The 19,954-nt window shown below is 60.1% G+C and carries 20 protein-coding genes, 1 tRNA gene and 2 rRNA genes (1 of these 23 running past the window's edge); 13 read left to right on the forward strand and 10 right to left on the reverse strand.

The genetic code is table 11. The features are described from left to right. From EI983_RS01240 to EI983_RS01250, 3 genes are all read left to right on the forward strand, one after another. A 23S ribosomal RNA gene (locus EI983_RS01240) occupies positions 1–1,938 on the forward strand (it extends 1,512 nt beyond the left edge of the window). 112 nt (positions 1,939–2,050) lie between these two features. Beyond that, positions 2,051–2,165, forward strand: a 5S ribosomal RNA gene (gene rrf, locus EI983_RS01245). Between the two features lie 180 nt (positions 2,166–2,345). Then, a complete protein-coding gene (locus EI983_RS01250) occupies positions 2,346–3,335 on the forward strand; it encodes a DMT family transporter (protein ID WP_157705473.1) in 990 nt (329 codons plus the stop codon). Between the two features lie 41 nt (positions 3,336–3,376). Here the strand turns inward: EI983_RS01250 and parE are convergent, their stop codons facing one another. Further along, positions 3,377–5,335, reverse strand: coding sequence for a DNA topoisomerase IV subunit B (gene parE / locus EI983_RS01255; RefSeq protein ID WP_157705474.1), 1,959 nt, complete (start codon positions 5,333–5,335; stop codon positions 3,377–3,379). Between the two features lie 124 nt (positions 5,336–5,459). Here parE and EI983_RS01260 point away from each other — a divergent pair, with 124 nt between their 5' ends. Together EI983_RS01260 and EI983_RS01265 are read left to right on the forward strand one after the other, a co-directional pair. Next, a complete protein-coding gene (locus EI983_RS01260; protein ID WP_157705475.1) occupies positions 5,460–6,134 on the forward strand; it encodes a hypothetical protein in 675 nt (224 codons plus the stop codon). 232 nt (positions 6,135–6,366) lie between these two features. Further along, positions 6,367–7,113 (forward strand): hypothetical protein, encoded by a 747-nt coding sequence (locus EI983_RS01265; RefSeq protein WP_157705476.1) that lies wholly within the window; start codon positions 6,367–6,369, stop codon positions 7,111–7,113. Positions 7,114–7,116: 3 nt separating this feature from the next. Here the strand turns inward: EI983_RS01265 and EI983_RS01270 are convergent, their stop codons facing one another. Both EI983_RS01270 and EI983_RS01275 read right to left on the reverse strand, forming a co-directional pair. Next, complete coding sequence (locus tag EI983_RS01270) at positions 7,117–7,521, reverse strand: c-type cytochrome (RefSeq protein WP_157705477.1); 405 nt, start codon at positions 7,519–7,521, stop codon at positions 7,117–7,119. 77 nt (positions 7,522–7,598) lie between these two features. Further along, on the reverse strand, positions 7,599–9,173 hold the full coding sequence (locus EI983_RS01275; protein ID WP_157705478.1) for a lysine--tRNA ligase: 1,575 nt from the start codon (positions 9,171–9,173) through the stop codon (positions 7,599–7,601). A gap of 117 nt (positions 9,174–9,290) precedes the next feature. Here EI983_RS01275 and EI983_RS01280 point away from each other — a divergent pair, with 117 nt between their 5' ends. From EI983_RS01280 to EI983_RS01315, 8 genes are all read left to right on the forward strand, one after another. Continuing rightward, positions 9,291–9,716: a tellurite resistance TerB family protein gene (locus EI983_RS01280; protein WP_157705479.1), complete on the forward strand. Its 426-nt coding sequence runs from the start codon at positions 9,291–9,293 to the stop codon at positions 9,714–9,716. Beyond that, positions 9,713–10,132 (forward strand): L,D-transpeptidase, encoded by a 420-nt coding sequence (locus EI983_RS01285; protein WP_157705480.1) that lies wholly within the window; start codon positions 9,713–9,715, stop codon positions 10,130–10,132. Before EI983_RS01280 ends, EI983_RS01285 begins: the two co-directional genes overlap by 4 nt. Positions 10,133–10,235: 103 nt before the next feature. Continuing rightward, entirely contained in the window at positions 10,236–10,472 is a 237-nt protein-coding gene (locus tag EI983_RS01290) for an Lrp/AsnC ligand binding domain-containing protein (RefSeq protein WP_157705481.1), read from the forward strand. Positions 10,473–10,508: 36 nt separating this feature from the next. Continuing rightward, the gene (locus EI983_RS01295; protein WP_157705482.1) at positions 10,509–11,657 is read left to right on the forward strand and encodes an ABC transporter substrate-binding protein; all 1,149 of its coding nucleotides are present in this window, start codon (positions 10,509–10,511) and stop codon (positions 11,655–11,657) included. 107 nt (positions 11,658–11,764) lie between these two features. Next, a complete protein-coding gene (locus EI983_RS01300) occupies positions 11,765–12,685 on the forward strand; it encodes a branched-chain amino acid ABC transporter permease (RefSeq protein WP_157705483.1) in 921 nt (306 codons plus the stop codon). Further along, on the forward strand, positions 12,682–13,665 hold the full coding sequence (locus EI983_RS01305) for a branched-chain amino acid ABC transporter permease (protein WP_157705484.1): 984 nt from the start codon (positions 12,682–12,684) through the stop codon (positions 13,663–13,665). The genes EI983_RS01300 and EI983_RS01305 overlap by 4 nt, the downstream gene beginning before the upstream one ends. Beyond that, a complete protein-coding gene (locus EI983_RS01310; protein WP_157705485.1) occupies positions 13,658–14,407 on the forward strand; it encodes an ABC transporter ATP-binding protein in 750 nt (249 codons plus the stop codon). Before EI983_RS01305 ends, EI983_RS01310 begins: the two co-directional genes overlap by 8 nt. Further along, positions 14,404–15,093 (forward strand): ABC transporter ATP-binding protein, encoded by a 690-nt coding sequence (locus EI983_RS01315; RefSeq protein WP_157705486.1) that lies wholly within the window; start codon positions 14,404–14,406, stop codon positions 15,091–15,093. The genes EI983_RS01310 and EI983_RS01315 overlap by 4 nt, the downstream gene beginning before the upstream one ends. Before the next feature lie 26 nt (positions 15,094–15,119). Here the strand turns inward: EI983_RS01315 and EI983_RS01320 are convergent. The 7 genes from EI983_RS01320 to napG form a co-directional block, all read right to left on the reverse strand. Beyond that, positions 15,120–15,196: transfer RNA gene (locus tag EI983_RS01320), tRNA-Met, on the reverse strand. Between the two features lie 96 nt (positions 15,197–15,292). Further along, entirely contained in the window at positions 15,293–16,693 is a 1,401-nt protein-coding gene (gene gndA, locus EI983_RS01325; RefSeq protein ID WP_157705487.1) for an NADP-dependent phosphogluconate dehydrogenase, read from the reverse strand. A gap of 77 nt (positions 16,694–16,770) precedes the next feature. Then, the gene (locus EI983_RS01330; RefSeq protein ID WP_157705488.1) at positions 16,771–17,028 is read right to left on the reverse strand and encodes a hypothetical protein; all 258 of its coding nucleotides are present in this window, start codon (positions 17,026–17,028) and stop codon (positions 16,771–16,773) included. Positions 17,029–17,043: 15 nt separating this feature from the next. Beyond that, positions 17,044–17,742, reverse strand: a complete 699-nt coding sequence (locus EI983_RS01335; protein ID WP_157705489.1) for a NapC/NirT family cytochrome c — start codon at positions 17,740–17,742, stop codon at positions 17,044–17,046. Between the two features lie 27 nt (positions 17,743–17,769). Continuing rightward, positions 17,770–18,207: a nitrate reductase cytochrome c-type subunit gene (locus EI983_RS01340; RefSeq protein WP_157705490.1), complete on the reverse strand. Its 438-nt coding sequence runs from the start codon at positions 18,205–18,207 to the stop codon at positions 17,770–17,772. Positions 18,208–18,229: 22 nt separating this feature from the next. Beyond that, on the reverse strand, positions 18,230–19,138 hold the full coding sequence (napH, locus tag EI983_RS01345) for a quinol dehydrogenase ferredoxin subunit NapH (RefSeq protein ID WP_157705491.1): 909 nt from the start codon (positions 19,136–19,138) through the stop codon (positions 18,230–18,232). Then, entirely contained in the window at positions 19,135–19,953 is an 819-nt protein-coding gene (gene napG, locus EI983_RS01350; protein ID WP_157705492.1) for a ferredoxin-type protein NapG, read from the reverse strand. Before napG ends, napH begins: the two co-directional genes overlap by 4 nt. Between the last annotated feature and the right edge of the window lies 1 nt (position 19,954).

Here is a 19,954-nt window from a genome sequence, read left to right on the forward strand (position 1 = left end):
GATGGGTAATGGGGCCCCACAGGCTTACTGATCCTAACCAAACTCCGAATACCGAGGAGTACTAGATGGCAGACACACTGCGGATGCTAACGTCCGTAGTGGAGAGGGAAACAACCCTGACCTACAGCTAAGGCCCCTAATTCATGGCTAAGTGGGAAAGCAGGTGAGACGTCCAAAACAACCAGGAGGTTGGCTTAGAAGCAGCCATCCTTTAAAGATAGCGTAACAGCTCACTGGTCTAAACAAGATGTCTTGCGGCGAAGATGTAACGGGGCTCAAGCCATGAGCCGAAGCTTAGGAGTGCGTATGCACTGGTAGCAGAGCGTAGTGTGACATAGTTCCACTCCTCTTTAGCACCGCTTGCGGTGTTTTGGAGGAACGGAGCTTTCGATGAAGCGGGCGCGTGAGCGATCCCGTGGAGAGATCACTAGTGAGAATGATGACATGAGTAGCGACAAACAGTGTGAGAGACACTGTCGCCGAAAGTCCAAGGGTTCCTGCTTAAAGTTAATCTGAGCAGGGTAAGCCGACCCCTAAGGCGAGGCCGAAAGGCGTAGTCGATGGGAACCAGGTTAATATTCCTGGGCCAGGAGGATGTGACGGATCATGAAGGTTGTTCACCCTTATCGGATTGGGTGGGCCGCTGATTGGTTCCTGGAAATAGCCCTCCATCAGATCGTACCCTAAACCAACACAGGTGGGCTGGTAGAGAATACCAAGGCGCTTGAGAGAACTACGTTGAAGGAACTCGGCAAAATACCTCCGTAAGTTCGCGAGAAGGAGGCCCAGTTTCTACGCAAGTATTGGCTGGGGGCACAAACCAGGGGGTGGCGACTGTTTACTAAAAACACAGGGCTCTGCGAAGTCGCAAGACGACGTATAGGGTCTGACGCCTGCCCGGTGCCTGAAGGTTAAAAGGAGAGGTGAGAGCCTTGAATTGAAGCCCAGGTAAACGGCGGCCGTAACTATAACGGTCCTAAGGTAGCGAAATTCCTTGTCGGGTAAGTTCCGACCTGCACGAATGGCGTAACGACTTCCCCGCTGTCTCCAACGTAGACTCAGCGAAATTGAATTGCCTGTCAAGATGCAGGCTTCCCGCGGTTAGACGGAAAGACCCCGTGCACCTTTACTACAGCTTCGCACTGGCATCAGGCACAGCATGTGCAGGATAGGTGGTAGGCTTTGAAGCAGGAACGCCAGTTTCTGTGGAGCCATCCTTGAGATACCACCCTTGTTCTGCTTGATGTCTAACCGCGGTCCGTTATCCGGATCCGGGACCCTGCGTGGTGGGTAGTTTGACTGGGGCGGTCGCCTCCTAAAGCGTAACGGAGGCGCGCGAAGGTTGGCTCAGAGCGGTCGGAAATCGCTCGTTGAGTGCAATGGCAGAAGCCAGCCTGACTGCGAGACTGACAAGTCGAGCAGAGTCGAAAGACGGCCATAGTGATCCGGTGGTCCCGAGTGGAAGGGCCATCGCTCAACGGATAAAAGGTACGCCGGGGATAACAGGCTGATACTGCCCAAGAGTCCATATCGACGGCAGTGTTTGGCACCTCGATGTCGGCTCATCTCATCCTGGGGCTGGAGCAGGTCCCAAGGGTACGGCTGTTCGCCGTTTAAAGAGGTACGTGAGCTGGGTTTAGAACGTCGTGAGACAGTTCGGTCCCTATCTGCCGTGGGTGTAGGATACTTGAGAGGAGTTGCCCCTAGTACGAGAGGACCGGGGTGAACGATCCACTGGTGGACCTGTTGTCGTGCCAACGGCAGTGCAGGGTAGCTATGATCGGACAGGATAACCGCTGAAGGCATCTAAGCGGGAAGCCCCCCTCAAAACAAGGTATCCCTGAGGGCCGTGGTAGACCACCACGTCGATAGGCCGGAGATGTAAGCGCAGCAATGCGTTCAGTTGACCGGTACTAATTGCCCGATAGGCTTGATTTGATCCAGTAGAAGCGAGATTTATCGCGGTGCGTGAAATCACGCACGCACCCTACGGACAAAAGCATACACACCAACATGCGTGTTTGACTTGGATTTCAGAGGTTTTTCTTGGTTTGGTGGTCATAGCGAGAGCAAAACACCCGGTCCCATCCCGAACCCGGCCGTTAAGTGCCTTAGCGCCGATGGTACTGCGTCTCAAGACGTGGGAGAGTAGGTCACTGCCAAACCTAGTAAAACCTCTGAGATGTATCTCTCTTACGATTTCTTCCCCAAACCAGCATCCTGACGCAAACGAGAGACGATGTCGCGTTTGAGCCTTTCGTCCGCGACGCATCGAAGTCGCGGATCAGCGCGACGTTTCACGTGCTCGGCCCTTTGTTGTAGCAAAGCGGCATTGGGGCGCGAGGATGAGCACTATTCCGACATCGGCGGATGACGCCCAACAGAACCGTCCGCTTGCGGGGATCCTGTTTCTGGTCCTGGCCTGCACGGTCTTTCCCGTTCAGGATGTGATCATCAAAAGCCTGAGTGACACCTTTGCAGTGCATCAGATCGTCTTTCTGCGCGGTGTCTTTGCCCTACCCCTGGTGGCGGTCATCGCGCATTTCGACGGGGGGTTGCGCCCGTTTCGGATTGGTCCGTTTTTTCTACAGATGGCGCGGGTAACATCGGCGTTCAGCTCTTACCTTTTTTATTACATGGCCTTGGCTACGCTCGGCATGGCCGAAACCGCATCCATCACCTTTTCAACTCCGATCTTCGTGACCGTCTTTGCCATGTTCTTTCTTGGTGAAAAAATCGGTGCTTTTCGTTGGTTCGCCGTGATCTTGGGTCTCACCGGGGTTGTGGTGATCGTACAGCCCGGGGCGGGGGTGTTCGATCCCGCGGCTGTCTTGGCATTGCTGGCGGCTGTTACCTACGCCATGTCTCTGATCCTGACACGCAAGATCGGCAACAGGGCCAAGGGTGGCTCGATGACGCTCTTCACCCTCTTTGTCTTTGTGATCTATGGAGGTTTGCTCGGACTGCTCTTCAGCAATGTCGAAGGCAGCTCGCCGCATCCCAGCTTTGCATTTCTCTATCGCGCCTGGATATGGCCGGAGCTATGGCATTGGTTTCTCTTTGCCGGACTTGGCTGTATCGCTGCCATCGGCTTCTTTTCACTCGCTCAGGCCTACCGGTTGGCCGAAGCGTCGGTGGTGACGCCTTTCGAATACACTTATCTGCCCTGGGCGATCCTCTGGGGGTTTCTTATCTTCGGCACCCTGCCCGACATGAACACATGGATCGGTCTCGTGATGATCGTCGGAGCTGGCCTGTTGATCGTTTTCCGCGAGGCCTCAAAAGGTCGGAAACTGGTTGTTAGGCGCGGTCTTGGTATCATGCGGCAGCGGTAGCTGCTTATCTCAGTCATCAGCCTGTCACACCCCCGTCGGCATCAAACGTCCAATTCCTCCACAAACCGCGCGTTCTCCTGGATGTACTGAAACCGCAGTTCCGGCTTTTTGCCCATCAGCCGTTCCACCAGATCGCCGGTTTCCCCCGGTTCGTCCTCGTCAATCGTCACCCGGATCAGCTTACGCGTGGCCGGGTCCATCGTGGTTTCCTTAAGGTCTTTCGCGTCCATCTCACCCAGCCCCTTGAAGCGGGACACGTCAATTTTTCCCTTTCCGCCCAGACCCTTGGCCAACCATTCGTCGCGCTCGACCTCATCGAGGCAATACTGCCGTTTCGCCCCTTGCGTCAGTCGGAACAGCGGCGGACAGGCGAGGTACAGATGCCCCGCATCAATCATCGGGCGCATTTGGGTAAAGAAGAACGTCATGAGAAGCGAGGCGATATGCGCCCCGTCGACATCGGCGTCGGTCATGATGATGACCTTGTCATAGCGCAGATCGTTGAGGTTGAACCGCGTGCCCAACCCCACGCCGAGCGCCTGTGTCAGATCGCTGATTTCTGCGTTCGAGCCAAGCTTGGACGACGCCGCACCCAGCACATTGAGGATCTTGCCGCGCAAAGGCAAAAGCGCCTGTGTCTTGCGGTCCCGCGCCATCTTGGCCGATCCGCCCGCACTATCGCCCTCTACGATGAAAAGTTCGGTCCCCTCGCGGGTCGCCGCAGAACAATCCACCAGCTTACCCGGAAGGCGCAGCTTTTTCGTGGCCGTCTTGCGCTGGGTCTCTTTCTCCTGCTTGCGGCGCAGACGCTCTTCGGCGCGCAGCACCAGAAAATCAAGGATCGCCCCGGCGGATTTGGTGTCGGACGCAAGCCAGTTGTCGAAATGATCTCGAACCGCATTCTCGACCAGTCTCTGTGCCTCTGTCGTGGCCAGGCGGTCCTTGGTCTGGCCGACAAACTCAGGCTCACGGATGAAACAGGACACAAGGGCACAGCCCCCGGTGATCAGATCGTCGCGGGTGATCTGCGCGGCTTTGCGGTTGTTCACCAGTTCTCCATACCCTTTGATCCCTTTCAGGACCGCCGCCCAGAACCCGGCCACATGCGTGCCGCCTTCGGGGGTGGGGACGGTGTTACAATAGCTTTGCAGGAACCCGTCGCGCGATGGGGTCCAGTTGATCGCCCATTCCACTTTGCCGGGCGTGCCGAAGCGCTCCTGAAAATCGACCGTGCCGGCAAAAGGTTCATCCGCATAGGTTGAGGCGGTGCCAAGCGTTTCCTTGAGATAGTCACTCAGCCCGCCAGGGAAGTGGAACGTAGCCTCAACCGGGGTCTCGCCATCATCGATCTCGGACTTCCAGCGGATTTCCACACCCGAAAACAGATAGGCCTTGGAGCGGATCGACTTGAAAAGCCGCGCGGGTTTGAAACGGTGATGCCCGAAAATCTGTTCGTCGGCATGAAAGGTAACCGTGGTGCCGCGCCGGTTGGGGGCCGCGCCAATCTCCTGCAGCGGGCCGAGAGGGATGCCGCGGGAAAACCGCTGCTCATAAAGCTTCCGGTCGCGCGCGACCTGCACGACCATGCTGTCCGAGAGCGCGTTGACCACCGAGGCCCCGACGCCATGCAGACCGCCGGACGTCTGATAAGCCTTGCCCGAAAATTTGCCCCCTGCATGCAGGGTGCACAGGATCACCTCCAGCGCGGATTTATCGGGAAACTTGGGATGCGGATCAATTGGAATGCCACGCCCGTTGTCGCGGATGGTGATCGCATAATCGGCGTGCAGTTCCACCTCGATCCGATTGGCATGGCCCGCAACGGCCTCGTCCATGGAGTTGTCCAGAACCTCGGCCACAAGGTGATGCAGCGCGCGCTCGTCGGTGCCGCCGATATACATGCCCGGGCGTTTGCGGACGGGCTCCAGCCCTTCCAGGACTTCGATTGAGGAGGCGTCGTAGTCGCCAGTCGCCTCTTGGGCTGTGAGGAGATCGTTCATACCGCTGCTCTTTTTTCTTTGATTGGCTGTATTATGGCAGCGTCGGTCCTGCGGATAAAGACCAAAGCGTATGTGCGCATTATTCCTCTCGCTTGCCGTGAATCGCGCTGATATGATTTCACCGATGCGCGTGGTTCTTCTTTTCTCCCTTCTGTTTGTCGTGTCCTGCGGGCGACCTCTGACCGAGGCGGAGAAAGCGTTTGCGACGGATATTCACGGGCAAAGCCTGGCCCCCGAGCGTGTGCGCTTCGTTAATGGGGCTCTGGTGGGTTCGGTCACGTATCAACGGCAGAAACGCCCGCGTCTGGCCTGCCGCGAGCGCATATTCCCTGAACCGACGTCGGACCTGGTGACCGTCGGACCCGCTGCAGTCGCGCTGCACAATCGGGTCTTTTACACCAAGCCGTTTTACCTTGAGGATTACATGGAGAACTACCCGCAAGAGATAGACCTCTATGCGGCCATGATCTTTGCCCACGAGATCACCCATGTCTGGCAATGGCAGAACCGGCGCAGCACGGGCTACTCCCCGCTGCGCGCGGGGAATGAACATCTGGTCAGCGACGATCCGTATCTTTTCGATATCACGACTGAGACGTCGTTTCTTGAATACGGATTTGAGCAACAGGCTGGAATCGTGGAAGAATATGTCTGCTGTGCCACGTTGGACCCGGACGCTCCGCGCACAAAGCGGCTGGAGAAACTCTTGCGGGGGGCCTTCCCGATGGGGCGCCTTGCCATGCCCAAGAAGGTGACCCTCCCATGGGACGAGGCAGAAACCAAGGGCATCTGCCGCTAGAGGCAATCTGCGTTAATTGGCCCCTTCGTAATCGTTGACATTGGGGGGCGTGCAGCCCGCAACACTGCCCAAACTCAGCACAACCACCAGTGCAATCCTGACATATGCCATAGAGCTTCTCCTTCTCAATGCGTGGCGCTGTCTGCAAATGTCTCGATAACAAGTGTATCACAGTTTCTTGGGCGGCGGTAATTTCCTTGCCGCGCCATGGCCTGCTCCCCTAGGATTGGACATGGGGTTCATCATCGATAACCAACTGATTTTCCTTACGCTGTTCTTCTTTGCGGGCTGCGTTGGAACGGCGGTTTTGCTGCGCCGACGGGCGGGACATCGCGCCTGGCTCATCGCTGATCTGATTTGGGTGGTTCTTGGAGGACTTGGCGCTCTCGGGGCTGTGCTCGCGGGTGTTTACAAAGCCGATAGCGGTCAGATCAACCGCCAGATCGACGTAGCCTATGCCGCCAGTGCCGCCTTTGACCGCGATGCGGCGCGATTTCGGTTGAGCTATTGCGAAGCCCCTCTGAGCGATCAAATCGTGATCTTGTGCGACAAGGCCGATTTTCTGGCGGCGTCCACCGCCGAGAACGCCGATTTGCCGCTTTTCATCGCGATCACCGGAGATGTGAGCCCTTTAAGCAGCCTGCGCCTCTTTGGAGGGGGCGAGGCGGCGCAGGAAATGATGAAAATGGCTGATGCCTTCGATCCCGAGCAGTTTCTGGTGTTCACCGCGCGCAATGAGGAAACGGACAAAGCGCTTCAAGAGATCCGGTCGGATCATCCTCAGATAGCGGCCGATTTCAACATATTGGCGTCGAGTTACGAAGCTCTGATCGCACAGGTGGCCAAGCTTAAAGACGAGTGGGAGTTTCTTCAGGCGAATGCCTATATCCTGCTCATTCAGATCATCGCACTTTGCCTGGTGAGCTTTGCCGCCCCGTTCCGGCTTGGCAAATCGGTTGTGGATATCAGGGACCGCTGAGACTTACTCCTGAATGCTCTCCAGATAGGCAAGCAGGGCCGCCAGGGGGCGCGGTGTCGGGGTGAGTACGCCGTCGCCCACATCCAGCGGAATCGTGTCCCCCTCCAGCAGAAGGCCGAACTCGGGCATTTCCTGTCCGGGCAGGCCGGTCCGGTCATATCCGTCGATGACAGACAAGACCCGTGCCCTTGGAAAGCTTCCGTCTTGAGACAATTGCGTCAGGTCTGACGGCGCGGGGTCAAGCGATGCTGCCCAAGGGCCATCGCCCTTTCCCGATGTGCCATGACACTGCACGCAATTCTCGGCAAAAAGCCGTGCGCCTTCGGGGGCTTCAGGCATGGATGTTTCCGTGCAGGCTATCGCCACAAGGCCAAAGCCAGCCAAAAGGGCAAAGGGGGTTCGGGTCATGCGCGCGCCTCCGGGATTTTCTCCAAGGGTAAATCCATCGCCGCACCCGGCGCAACCGGGAAACCGATTTGAGCTGTTCAGGCCAGCTTGCCCGCCAATGCGTCATCGATGAGTTGCACGGTTTCCTTCACGCCATAAAGCGCGATGAACCCACCAAAGCGCGGGCCCTGGCTGGCCCCCAGAAGCACCTCGTACAGGGCCTTGAACCAATCCCGCAACGGATCGAACCGGTCGCGCCCCACCGCATAAACGATGGATTGCAACGCTTCGTCATCGGCGGGTCCGTCATAACTGGCCAGCTCGCCGCGCAAGGCTTCCAGTGCCTCGCGCTCGGCATCCGTCGGTGCGCGATAGGCTTTGGTTGGCGCGACGAAATCCTCGTAATACTTCACCGCAAAGCCCGCGGCGGCATCCATGTCGGGGTTGGTCTCGGGGCTGGCGTCGGGCGCATAGCGCTGGATGAACCCCCAAAGCGTTTCCTTGTCATGGGCGTGACTGACCGACGCGAGGTTGAGCAGCATCGAGAAGGGCACAACCATATGGCTCTCGGGCACATCGCCGCCATGGATATGCCAGACCGGGTTGTTCACCTGCGCCTTGGCATCCTGCGTGGGGAAGGCGCGCAATTGCTGATGATACTCGTCCACCGCCTTCGGGATCACGTCAAAATGCATCCGCTTGGCGGTTTTCGGCTTTTGATACATGAAATAGCTGAGGCTTTCGGTCGCCGCATAGGTCAGCCATTCGTCGATGCTCACCCCGTTGCCGGAGGATTTTGAGATCTTCTGCCCGTTCTCGTCGAGGAAAAGCTCATAGGTGAAATGCTCGGGCGGGCGGTGGCCCAGCACCCGGCAGATACCGTCATAGATCGGCGTGTTGGTCGAGTGGTCCTTGCCATACATCTCGAAATCCACACCCAGCGCCGCCCAGCGGGCGCCGAAGTCGGGCTTCCATTGCAGTTTCACATGGCCGCCGGTCACGGGCACGGTCCACTCCTTGCCATCCTCGTCGTCAAAGGTGATCGTGCCGTCCTTGGCGTTCACCTCTTTCATCGGCACATACAGAACCCGGCCCGTTTCGGGATGCATCGGCAGGAAGATCGAATAGGTCTGCTGACGCTCCTCCCGCAGGGATTTCAGCATGATCTTCATGATATCGTCATAGCGCTCGGCTGCGCGCAGAAGCACGTCGTCGAACTGACCCGACGCATAGAACTCTGTGGCCGAGATGAACTCATATTCAAAGCCGAACGTATCGAGGAACCGGCGCAGCATCGCATTGTTGTGATGCCCGAAGCTTTCGAACTCCTCGAACGGGTCCGGCACCGAGGTGAGCGGCAGTTGCAGATAGGGCTTGAGTGCCTCTGGGTTGGGGACGTTGCCGGGCACCTTGCGCATCCCGTCAAGATCGTCCGAGAAACAGATCAGCTTGGTCGGGATGTCACTGATCAGCTCGAACGCGCGCTTGATCATCGTGGTGCGCGCCACCTCGCCGAATGTGCCGATATGCGGCAGGCCGGAGGGGCCATAGCCCGTCTCGAACAGCACGTAACCTTTCTCGGGCGGCGCTTTTTCGAACCGTTTGAGCACGCGGCGCGCCTCTTCAAAAGGCCAGGCTTTCGAGGTCAGGGCTGCGTCGCGAATATCGGACATCGGGAGGTCTCCGGGTTGCGCCCCGGCATTTGTCGCGCAGGGCTTCCGCTTCCTATTGCTCACGGGGGGCGCAGTCAATATTCTGCACCGCAACACGGCTTACCAAAAGGACGCAGCATGACCGATCAGCAGCCCCACCCGCTCAGCCCGCAGGATTGCCTGGTGGCCGTGATGATCGCCGTGTCAGCCTCGGATGAGAACATTCGCACGGCCGAACTGGTCAAGATCGAGGTTGCGGTGAACAATCTGCCGATTTTCGCAGATTATGACGTGGACCGGATGAATATGGCTGCCCAGACAGTGTTTGATCTTTTCGCGGTCGAAGACGGGCTTGATGCGCTCTTTGGCCTCATTCGGGACAATCTGCCAGAGCATCTCTACGAAACGGCTTACGCTCTGGCATGCGACGTTGCCGCCGCCGATGGCACTCTGCAAGAAACAGAACTGCGCCTGCTGGAAGAAATCCGTTACGAGTTGAACATCGATCGTCTGCATGCCGCGGCCATCGAACGTGGCGCTCGCGCACGGCACATCGCCGGATGACCCGGCGTCTCCTGGCAGTTTTGACCCTGCTCGCGTCAGCGGGACATGGCCAGGCCGGGGAGGTGAATGTCCAGATTGATCTTTCAGATCAGCAGATGGTGGTCCAGGTCGACAGTGTCAAAAGCTATGTCTGGCCGGTCTCGACCGCCCGCCCGGGCAAGTGCACACCGGTGGGCACCTACAAGGTGCAGTCGATGAAACGGATGCATTATTCGACGCTCTACAACAACGCGCCGATGCCCTGGTCGATCTTCTTCCATGGCAATTACGCCATTCATGGCACCACGCAGACCGATCAGCTTGGCAGCCCTGCCTCGGCGGGGTGTGTGCGTTTGCACCCCGAAAACGCGGAAACCCTTTTCAATCTGGTTCTTGAAAACGGGCGTGACCTTACGGTTATTGAGATAGCCGAATAACCGGGCTGCTATCACCGGATACCGCGGCGGCGCAATTTCCTAGTTTCCATCCGCTGAGAATCCCTTACAAATTGGAGCCGCAGAAAAAGGGGAGGGCGGTGATATGCGCTGCGTTTTCGTCAATATCAGATGCAAGCCGGGCACGTCCTACAAGGTGGCCGAGGAAATCGCGCTGCGGGAGATTCACTCCGAGCTTTATTCGGTCTCCGGCCCTTTCGATCTTTTGCTAAAGCTTTACATTCCTGCCGATGCAGATGTGGGTCATTTCATCAATGAGAACGTGGCCACGATCGATGGGATAGAACGAACCGAGACGACGCTGACTTTCAAAGCTTTCTGAGGCCAGCCAAAACGACAAAAACCTAGGGAGATGACGATGAAACTGAAAACATGGATTGCGGCCGCAGGCCTTGCCGGGATGGCCAGCATGGGGCTGGCCGACGGGCATGGTGGAATGGTCAAGGTGGGCATGATCACCACGCTGTCGGGCGGTGGCGCGGGCCTTGGCATCGACGTGCGCGACGGATTCCTACTGGCGGCCAAGATGGCGGGCAATGATCACCTGGAGATCGTCGTCGAAGATGACCAGCGCAAGCCGGACATCGCGGTGCAACTGGCCGACAAGATGATCCAGTCGGAAAAGGTGGATGTGCTGACCGGTATCATCTGGTCCAACCTGGCGATGGCGGTGGTGCCTGCCGCGACGGCTCAGGGCAAGATCTATCTCAGCCCCAATGCCGGGCCGTCGGCGCTGGCGGGCAAGGGCTGTCACCCGAATTACTTCAATGTCGCCTGGCAGAATGACAACCTGCATGAGGCCGCCGGTGGCTATGCCAATGATGCGGGCTTCAAGAACAGCTTCATCCTCGCACCGAACTACCCGGCCGGTCAGGATGCGCTTACCGGTTACAAACGCACCTATCAGGGCGAGCTGGCCGGTGAGATCTTCACCAAGCTCGGTCAGACCGACTATGCCGCCGAGATCGCGCAGATCCGTGCCTCGGGCGCAGACAGCGTGTTCTTCTTCCTGCCGGGCGGTATGGGCATTTCATTCCTCAAACAATATGCCGATAGCGGTCTGGACCTGCCGGTGGTTGGCCCCGCCTTCAGCTTCGATCAGGGCATCCTGCAAGCGGTGGGTGATGCCGCGATGGGCGTGAAAAACACCAGCCAGTGGAACAAGGACATCGACAATGCGGCCAACAAGGCCTTTGTCGAGGCGTTCCAGGCCGAGTATGGCCGCCTGCCGTCGCTTTATGCCTCTCAGGGTTATGACACGGCCAACCTGCTGCTGAGCGCCATGGCCAAGGCCGACATCAAGGATCAGGACGCCTTCCTTGCCGCTCTGAAAGAAGCGGATTTCGAAAGCGTCCGTGGTGATTTCGCCTTCGCGGCCAATAACCACCCGATTCAGGACATCTATGTGCGCGAAGTGATCAAGGAAGGTGACGTCTTCACCAACAAGATCATCGGCACAGCACTGGAGGACCACTCCAACGTTTATGTCGACGAGTGCAAGATGTAAGCAACGCGTAGCGAAAGCTCTGCCCGTCCCGGACCTGATCCGGGACCTCCATCACGATCAAGAGGTCCCGGGTCACGCCCGGGACGGGTGTTTTCAAGGCCAGCCAAATGACCTTTATCCTCTTTATCGAGCAGCTTCTGAACGGGCTTCAGTTCGGTGTCATGCTGTTTCTGATGGCCGCCGGGCTGACGCTGGTCTTTGGCGTGATGGGGTTGATCAACCTCGCGCACGGCTCCCTCTATATGGTGGGTGCTTTTGCGGCGGCGGCGGTGGCGGGCTGGTCAGGCTCCTTCCTTCTGGGGCTTGCCGCGGCGCTCGCAGCAGCGGCGGCCGCAGGCGCTCTGGTCGAGATGCTCGTCATCCGGCGGCTCTATGACCGCGACCATCTCGATCAGGTGCTTGCCACTTTCGCGCTGATCCTGATCTTTTCCGAGGGCACCCGCTATATCTTCGGGTCCTTCCCGCTCTTTCTCGATATTCCCGACGCCCTGTCGGGCCCGGTGATCCTTCCTGGCGGGATCGCCTACCCGGCTTACCGTCTCGCGATTATCGTCACCGGCCTTGTCATCGCGGCGGGGCTTTTCCTGCTGATTGCGCGCACGCGGCTGGGGGTGCGCATCCGCGCAGGAGAGGCCGACCGCGAGATGATCGCGGCCCTGGGCGTGGATATCTCCAGGCTCTACACCATCGTTTTTGCCCTCGGCGCGGCGCTGGCAGGCCTTGCGGGCGCGCTTGTGGGTGCGATCCAGTCCGTGCAGGTCGGAATGGGCGAGCCTGTGCTGATCCTTGCCTTCGTGGTGATCGTCATCGGTGGGATCGGTTCGATCAAGGGCGCGCTAATCGGGTCTGTCCTCGTCGGGCTCACCGATACGATGGGCAAGCTCCTTTTGCCTGCGCTGTTCGGCCTGTTCATGGACAACTCTTCTGCCCAGGCCACGGGCTCGGCCATTGCGTCGATGCTGATCTACATCCTGATGGCGCTGGTGCTGATCTGGCGGCCACAGGGCCTGTTCGGAGCACGCGCATGAATCGCGAAGGCCTGATCAACGCAGCTCTCTTTCTGGGCCTGCTCGCCGTGCCGCTCTGGGCCTATGCGGCCGATGAGCCGTTTACCATCACGCTCGCGACCAAGGTCGCCATCCTCGCCCTGGCGGGGGTTGGCCTGAATATCGCGCTGGGCCTGGGCGGGCTGGTCAGCCTTGGCCATGCCGCGTTTTTCGGGCTGGGCGGCTACGCGATGGGCGTTCTTGCCAGCCATGCACAGGATTACTCCGCCCTCATGGAGTGGCCGTTTGTGATCGAGGGCACGAAGTCCATGCCGGTCATCTGGCTTGTGGCGGTCCTCGTTTCGGCGCTCGCGGCGCTTGCCATCGGCGCGCTCTCGCTGCGCACATCGGGGGTGTATTTCATCATGATCACCCTCGCGTTCGGGCAGATGTTCTATTACCTCTCGATCAGCTGGCCCGCCTATGGTGGTGAGGATGGTCTGTCGATCTATGTTCGCAATGGCTTTCCGGGGCTCAACACGCTCGATCCGATCCAGTTCTTCGGCATCTGCTTTGCCCTGCTGGCGCTGGCGCTCTGGCTCAATGCGCGCCTGGCGCGCTCGCCTTTCGGGCTGGCGCTCAACGCGGCGCGACAGGTCCCCATGCGGGTTGAAACCGTGGGGCTCAGCCCGTTTCGGCTGCGCCTGATCGCCTTTACCATTTCCGGGGCTATCACCGGGCTTGCGGGCGCGCTTTTTGCCGATCTCAACCGTTTTGTCAGCCCCACAATGTTCAGCTGGCACACCAGTGGCGAGATCATGATCTTCATCATCCTTGGAGGGGTCGGGCGGCTTTACGGCCCGGTGGCGGGTGCCGCGCTCTATATCACGCTGGAGCATGTCCTTGGGGGGCTGAGCGAGTTCTGGCATGTCTACCTTGGCCTGCTGCTGTTGCTCGTCGTTCTCTTTGCACGCGGCGGGTTGATCGGGCTTCTGGCCGGACGGAAGGTGGCGCATGACTGAATCGGTTCTCAGCACGTTTGGCATCACCAAGCGCTTTGGCGCCGTGACGGCGTGCGACGGTGTGACGCTCGATCTGCGGCCGGGCGAAATCCATGCGATCATCGGCCCCAATGGCGCGGGGAAATCCACGCTGATCGCGCAGATCTGCGGCGGGCTCCGGCCGGATGAAGGACGGGTTTCGTTTCTCGGACAGGACGTCACCGCGCTCAGTACCCGCAAACGTGCACAGATGGGCCTTGGCCGCACGTTCCAGATCTCGGCTTTGGCGATGGAAGATACGGTTCTGCAAAATGCCGTTCTGGGCGCATTGGGGGCCCGGGGCGGGGCGCTGGGCCTGTTGCGCCCGGTGCTGGGTGATGCGGACCTGCGCGCGCGTGCCCTGCATGCCCTGGAACGCGCGGGCCTTGCCGATCAGGCGCGCACCCGCACCGCAGAGCTGTCTCACGGGCAGCGGCGTCAGCTGGAAGTGGCCGTCGCCCTGACGCTGGAGCCCCGTGCTTTCGTTATGGATGAACCGATGGCGGGCATGGGCAGCGAAGGGTCGGCGCAGCTGACGCAGTTTCTGTCGGACCTGCGCGCCGAGGCTCCGATCCTGCTGGTCGAGCATGATATGGATGCCGTCTTTGCCCTTGCGGACCGGCTGAGCGTGCTGGTCTACGGCAAGATCATCGCGACCGGGACGGTGGATGAAATCCGCCGCAACCCGGAGGTGCAGACCGCCTATCTGGGAGAACAGGCATGAGCCTTCTGGAGGTGGAGAATCTCGCCGTTCGCTATGGGGCAAGCCAGGCGCTGTTCGACGTCTCTCTGACGCTGGGCGAGGGCGAAGTGCTGGCCCTTCTGGGGCGCAATGGCATGGGCAAGACCACGACCATCAAGGCGATCTGCCGCATGTTGCCTCTGGCGGGCGGCTCGGTCCGCTTTGCCGGGCAGGAGATGTCGCGCCTGCCGTCGCATCGCGCGGCGCGGCTTGGTGTGGGGCTGGTGCCCGAAGGACGACGTTGTTTTCCCAATCTCACGGTGTTGGAAAACCTCACCGCCGCCGCCCGCCCTGGGCATTGGGACGCAGCGCGCGTTGGCGCACTTTTCCCACGGCTGACGGAACGGGCGGACCAGATGGCGGCAACCCTTTCGGGAGGAGAGCAGCAGATGCTGGCGATTGCCCGCGCGCTCATGACCAACCCTCGGCTTCTGATCCTCGATGAAGCGACAGAAGGTCTTGCCCCCATCGTCCGTCAGGAGATCTGGGCGGCTATCGGCACCCTGAAGGAGCAAACCGGCCTGTCGATCCTGCTTGTCGACAAATCGCTTTCCGAATTGAAGCGCCTTGCAGACAGGGCCGTGATCCTGCAACGCGGCGCAAGCGTCTGGTCGGGCGCGTTCGCCGCGCTCGATCACACGACATCCGCGCGCTATATCGGCGTTTGATCCGGGGCTGACATATCGGGGAAAATTGGTTGCGGGGGTAGGATTTGAACCTACGACCTTCAGGTTATGAGCCTGACGAGCTACCGGGCTGCTCCACCCCGCGCCAATTCAGGTGGCCTATGTAGAGGCGGGGAAATGAGTCTGCAATGCCAAAAGCACAGATTTTTGGCAAAAAATTTCTTCCGCTTGATATTGCGGGTCACTCCCACCAGGGGCCGTGATGTTTGCCCTCTTCGCCCAGCCGCTCAAAGCCGTGATGACCGAAGAAATCTCGCTGCGCCTGGATGATATTGGCGGTGCCAAAGCCCTGACGCATCGTGTCATACCAAGACAGCGCTGCACCGAGCGCAGGCACCGCATGGCCTCCGGTGACCGCAGCAGCGACAACCTCGCGCAGCGCCGGGATGCAAGCTGCGAGCCTTTGGGCGAAATGTTCTGACAGGATAAGCTGACCGGCGGGCAGATCACCACGGAACGCTGCGGATATGTCGTCAAGCATCGCTGACCGGATGATACATCCCGCGCGCCAGATCTCGGCGATACGCGCGTAGTCGAGCGGCCAGTCATACTCATCCGCCGCGGCTTCAAGCAGTCGAAAGCCCTGCGCATAACCCAGGATGCGGGCCGCGGTGAAGGCGTCAGCCATAGTGCCCGAGCCCAATGCAATGCCGCCGCGCGCACCGCCAAGGATGGCTTCGGCCACCTGACGCGTGTCCTTCTCCGAGGACCAGCTGCGCGCGCCCACGGCGGCCTCGATCAAGTTGGCCGACTGTCCGAGGCGCACCGCTTCTACGACCGTCCAGCGCCCAGTGCCCTTCTGACCTGCGGCATCCTTGATCACATCGACCATCGGATGCCCTGTTTTCGGGTCGTCATATTGCAGCGCCTTGCCCGTGATCTCGATCAGGTAGGATTTCAGCGGTCCGCGGTCCCATTCGGAAAACATCTGGCCGATTTCCTGTGGCGTCCAGGCCGCGCCATTGCGCAACAGGCCATAAATCTCTGCAATCACCTGCATCTCGGCATATTCGATGCCGTTATGCACGGTTTTGACGAAATGCCCCGCCCCGTCCGGGCCAAGGTGATCGACACAGGGATCGCCCTCGAAGGTCGCGGCAATGGCGCGCAGGATCGGGCCGAGCTGCGCCCAGCTATGCGACGTTCCTCCTACCATCATCGACGGTCCATGCCGCGCGCCCGCCTCGCCGCCCGAGACCCCCATGCCGACAAAATGCAGGTCCCGTTCGGCAAGGGCGGCGGCGCGGCGGCGGGTGTCATGAAAATTGGCGTTGCCGCCGTCAATGATCGTGTCGCCCGGCTCAAGCAGGGGGGTGACGGCGTCGATCATCATGTCCATCGGCTTGCCCGAGGGGATCATGAAGAGGATCACACGGGGGGTCGTCAGCCCCTGCACGAATGCCTCCAGTTCATCATGAGGGTGCAGCTTCGCGGCCAGATCACCCGCTTCGGCCATGAAGGGCGCAATCCACTCCGTCTCGCGGTTGGTAACGGCGACGTCAAACCCGTGCTCGGCCATGTTCAGTGCCAATGCGCTGCCCATCGTGCCAAGCCCGTACACGCCGATCTGTGCTGTGCTCATCCGCTGCCCCTGCTGGCTCCGTCAAAGCTGTAGCCTAGCGGATCACCGGGCAGGTGCAAGCGCGTGGAGTGCCGCCCTCAGACAGTGGCCCCCTTGCGGCGTATGGCGCAGCCGAGGCACCCTGCGGCAACCCCCACGAGGATCGAGATGACAAGCTCGACCGTGGTCACGTTGGCGAAGGACATATCTGCAAAGACCAGCGTTTCCACAACGCCGACAAGCCCGCCGATCAGCGCGGCCAGCCAGAGCTGCCGCGTCATCATGCCGAAGGCGAGCCCGAGGATGCCCGGCAGGCTCAGGATATTTCCGCCGATGGTTCCGAGTAGTTCAAGCATGGCTCTTCCTCGCCTCTATTGGCTGTTGTTGTCCAGGTAGGACTGGATGTCATTGCCCGGAAGGCTTGCGGCGTCGAGATCCTTGCCCCGCTCTGCGTCATAGGCTTCCAGGATCTTGTTGTATTCCTCCTGATAGCCCTCAGGAAGTTTATGGGCGATGCCCTGATGGCAGTCGATGCAGGTCATGCCCTCATCCAGCGCGCGCTGGTGCTCATTCGCGGCGCGATCTTCCTGAAGCGTGAAGTCCATATATTCGAAACTGTGGCAGTTGCGGCATTCGCGGCTGTCGGATTTTTTCATCTTCGTCCAGACGATTGAGGCCATATGCAACCTGCGGTCCTCATATTTCTCGCGGGTCGAGATGCTGCCGATGGCTTCGTGATACACGTCTTTCACGGCCATGATCTTGGCCTTGACCTTGTGATCCCACTCTTTTGGTACGTGACAGTCGGCGCAGACGGCCCGCACCCCGGAATCATTGTTGTAGTGGACGGTCTCGCGGTACTCGCCCAGATTGGTCTCCATCGTGTGGCACGAGACACAGAATTCTTCGGAGTTGGTCATTTCCAGCGTCCAGTGGAAGCCACCCCAGAACAGGATCCCGGCGAGAAAGCCCGTAATCAGGGTGAAGCCAACGCTCAGCGCGGCCACAGGGCCCCAGAACCAGTCCCAGAGGCGGCGAAGTCGGCCACGGTTTTCAGGCGAATCGGCCATGTCATATGCTCCTTGCTTGGGCTTGGGTCAGCGGGAAACGGAAGGCTCAAAGAGGTTCTCAACCAGCGCGGGCGCATCCGCCTGCGGCACGTGACATTGATTGCAGAAGTACCGCGTCCCGGCGATGTGATCGAGTTCGTTGCCTTCCCGGTCGAGATAATGGGTCATCGACAGGGTGGGGGCGTTGCGCTCTCCGGCCTTGGTCCAGTCATGACAGGCCAGGCATTGGTTGGTACGCAGGTCAATCTGGTACTGGTCGATCGAATGCGGGATCAGCGGCGGCTGCTGGCGATAGTTACGCTGCATCCGGTCGTCGATCGTGTCATGGATCTTGTCGACGGCCACAGGCTCGCTCACCTCTGCGCCCCGCAGGGTGCTCAGACCGGCGGATTGCGCCCATGCGAGAGAGCCGCAGACGAGAGCGGATGCGGCGATTGCCAATCCCAACTTGATTTTATGTGTCATCGAATGACCTCCTTTTGCGCGCTCATGCGGTTTGGGGATCCGGCGCTGGTGTGTGGTGATCGGATGGCTCGGCGAGTGTGTCGTCGAACCGGTGAGTGAAAGAGAAAACATTCTCGCTGCACACATCGATGCAGCGGCCGCAATTGGTGCAATCCGGCGCAAGGATCAGCGGTGTGTCACCATCTTTGCCCTTCAGGGCCGGGCTGATCACATGCATTTCCGGGCAGACGGCATAGCAATCCATGCAGTCGTCGCAGGCGGCGCGGGCCTTGGCGCTGACCCGGACCACGCTTTTGCTGCCAACGAGGCCATAGAAGGCCCCGACAGGGCACAGATGCCCGCACCATCCGTGGCGCGCCATCAGTGTATCAAACAGGAAAATCGCCAGCACCATGGCCCAGGTGAACCCCATGCCAAACAGAATACCCCGATGCAGCATCGTCACCGGGTTGACCACCTCCCAGGCGATGGTCCCGGTGATCGCCGAGACGATCAGCGCTGCCGCCAGCACCCAGAGCCGCGTACTGCGCTTGGGTTGCCAGCCTTTGGGCAGGTTCAGGCGGCGGTGCAGCCAGTTGGCCGCATCCGTGACCGGGTTGATCGGGCAGACCCAGGAGCAATAGGTGCGCCCTCCCAGCAGCGCATAGGCCGCCACCACGATCAGCGCGCCGATGATTGCCGTCATCTCGGGCCAGTGACCCGCGACGAGGCTTTGCAGAAACACCAGCGGATCGGTCAGCGGCAAGGTGCCCAGGGTCAGCGACCCCGCAAGCGTTCCTTCGACGATCCAGAGGCCGAACCATGGACCTGCCACGAACAAGGCGAGAAAACCGAGCTGGCTCGCCCGGCGCAGCAGCAAAAAGCGATGCGCGCCGATCCAGCCCTTGCGAGCGATGGCCTCCTGGCCGACGAGGAGCGCTTCTTTGCTCATTGGCTCACCTCCGGCAGTTTGAAGCTCGGCTCAAAGCCGCCGGGCGCGGCGAGGTTGTCAGTGCCCGGGCCGGGCAAGCGGTCAGGCAGGTCAATAAGCCCATCCACCAGCGGCGCACCGCGGGCGTCTTTTTCTTCCCAGCCTTTGCGGTAATGCTCGGCCGCCTCGGCACGGGCGAGCCGCTGCGGCAAGACCTTGATCGCCGCCTCGGGCAGCACACAGCTTTTCTCGCACATCCCGCAGCCGGTGCAGCGGTCCGCATGCACCACCGGCAAAAAGATCGCGTGATGCCCGGAGCGTTCGTTATGCGACAGCTCCAGTGTAATCGCTTCGTCGATCACCGGGCAGACACGGTAACACACATCGCACCGCAGCCCGAGCACATTCAGGCAGTTTTCCTGATCCACCAGAACCGCGATGCCCATCTTGGCATCGTCGATATTGTCGAGCGCGGGGTCGAGCGCCCCGGTGGGGCAGGCGGCAACGCAGGGGATATCATCACACATCTCGCAGGGCACATCCCGTGCGGTGAAATAAGGCGTGCCGGTGGCCGGGCCATCCTCGCCCAGTTCGGCCAGCACCAGCGTGTCATAGGGGCAGTCGCGCACGCACAGCCCGCAGCGGATGCAAGCGGCGAGGAAATCCTCCTCGGGCAAGGCGCCGGGTGGGCGCAGCGCCTCGGCGGGCAGCGCCCGCGCATCCTGCACAAGATAGGCCAGCCCCGTCCCCGCGAGCGCGCAGCCGCCGACCGCGCGCGCGGTATCCGTCAGGAACCGGCGGCGGGCGGCAGAGCTGGGTGCATTGGGCTTGGACATA

This window comes from Roseovarius faecimaris (genome assembly GCF_009762325.1).
Taxonomy (GTDB): Bacteria; Pseudomonadota; Alphaproteobacteria; order Rhodobacterales; family Rhodobacteraceae; genus Roseovarius; species Roseovarius faecimaris.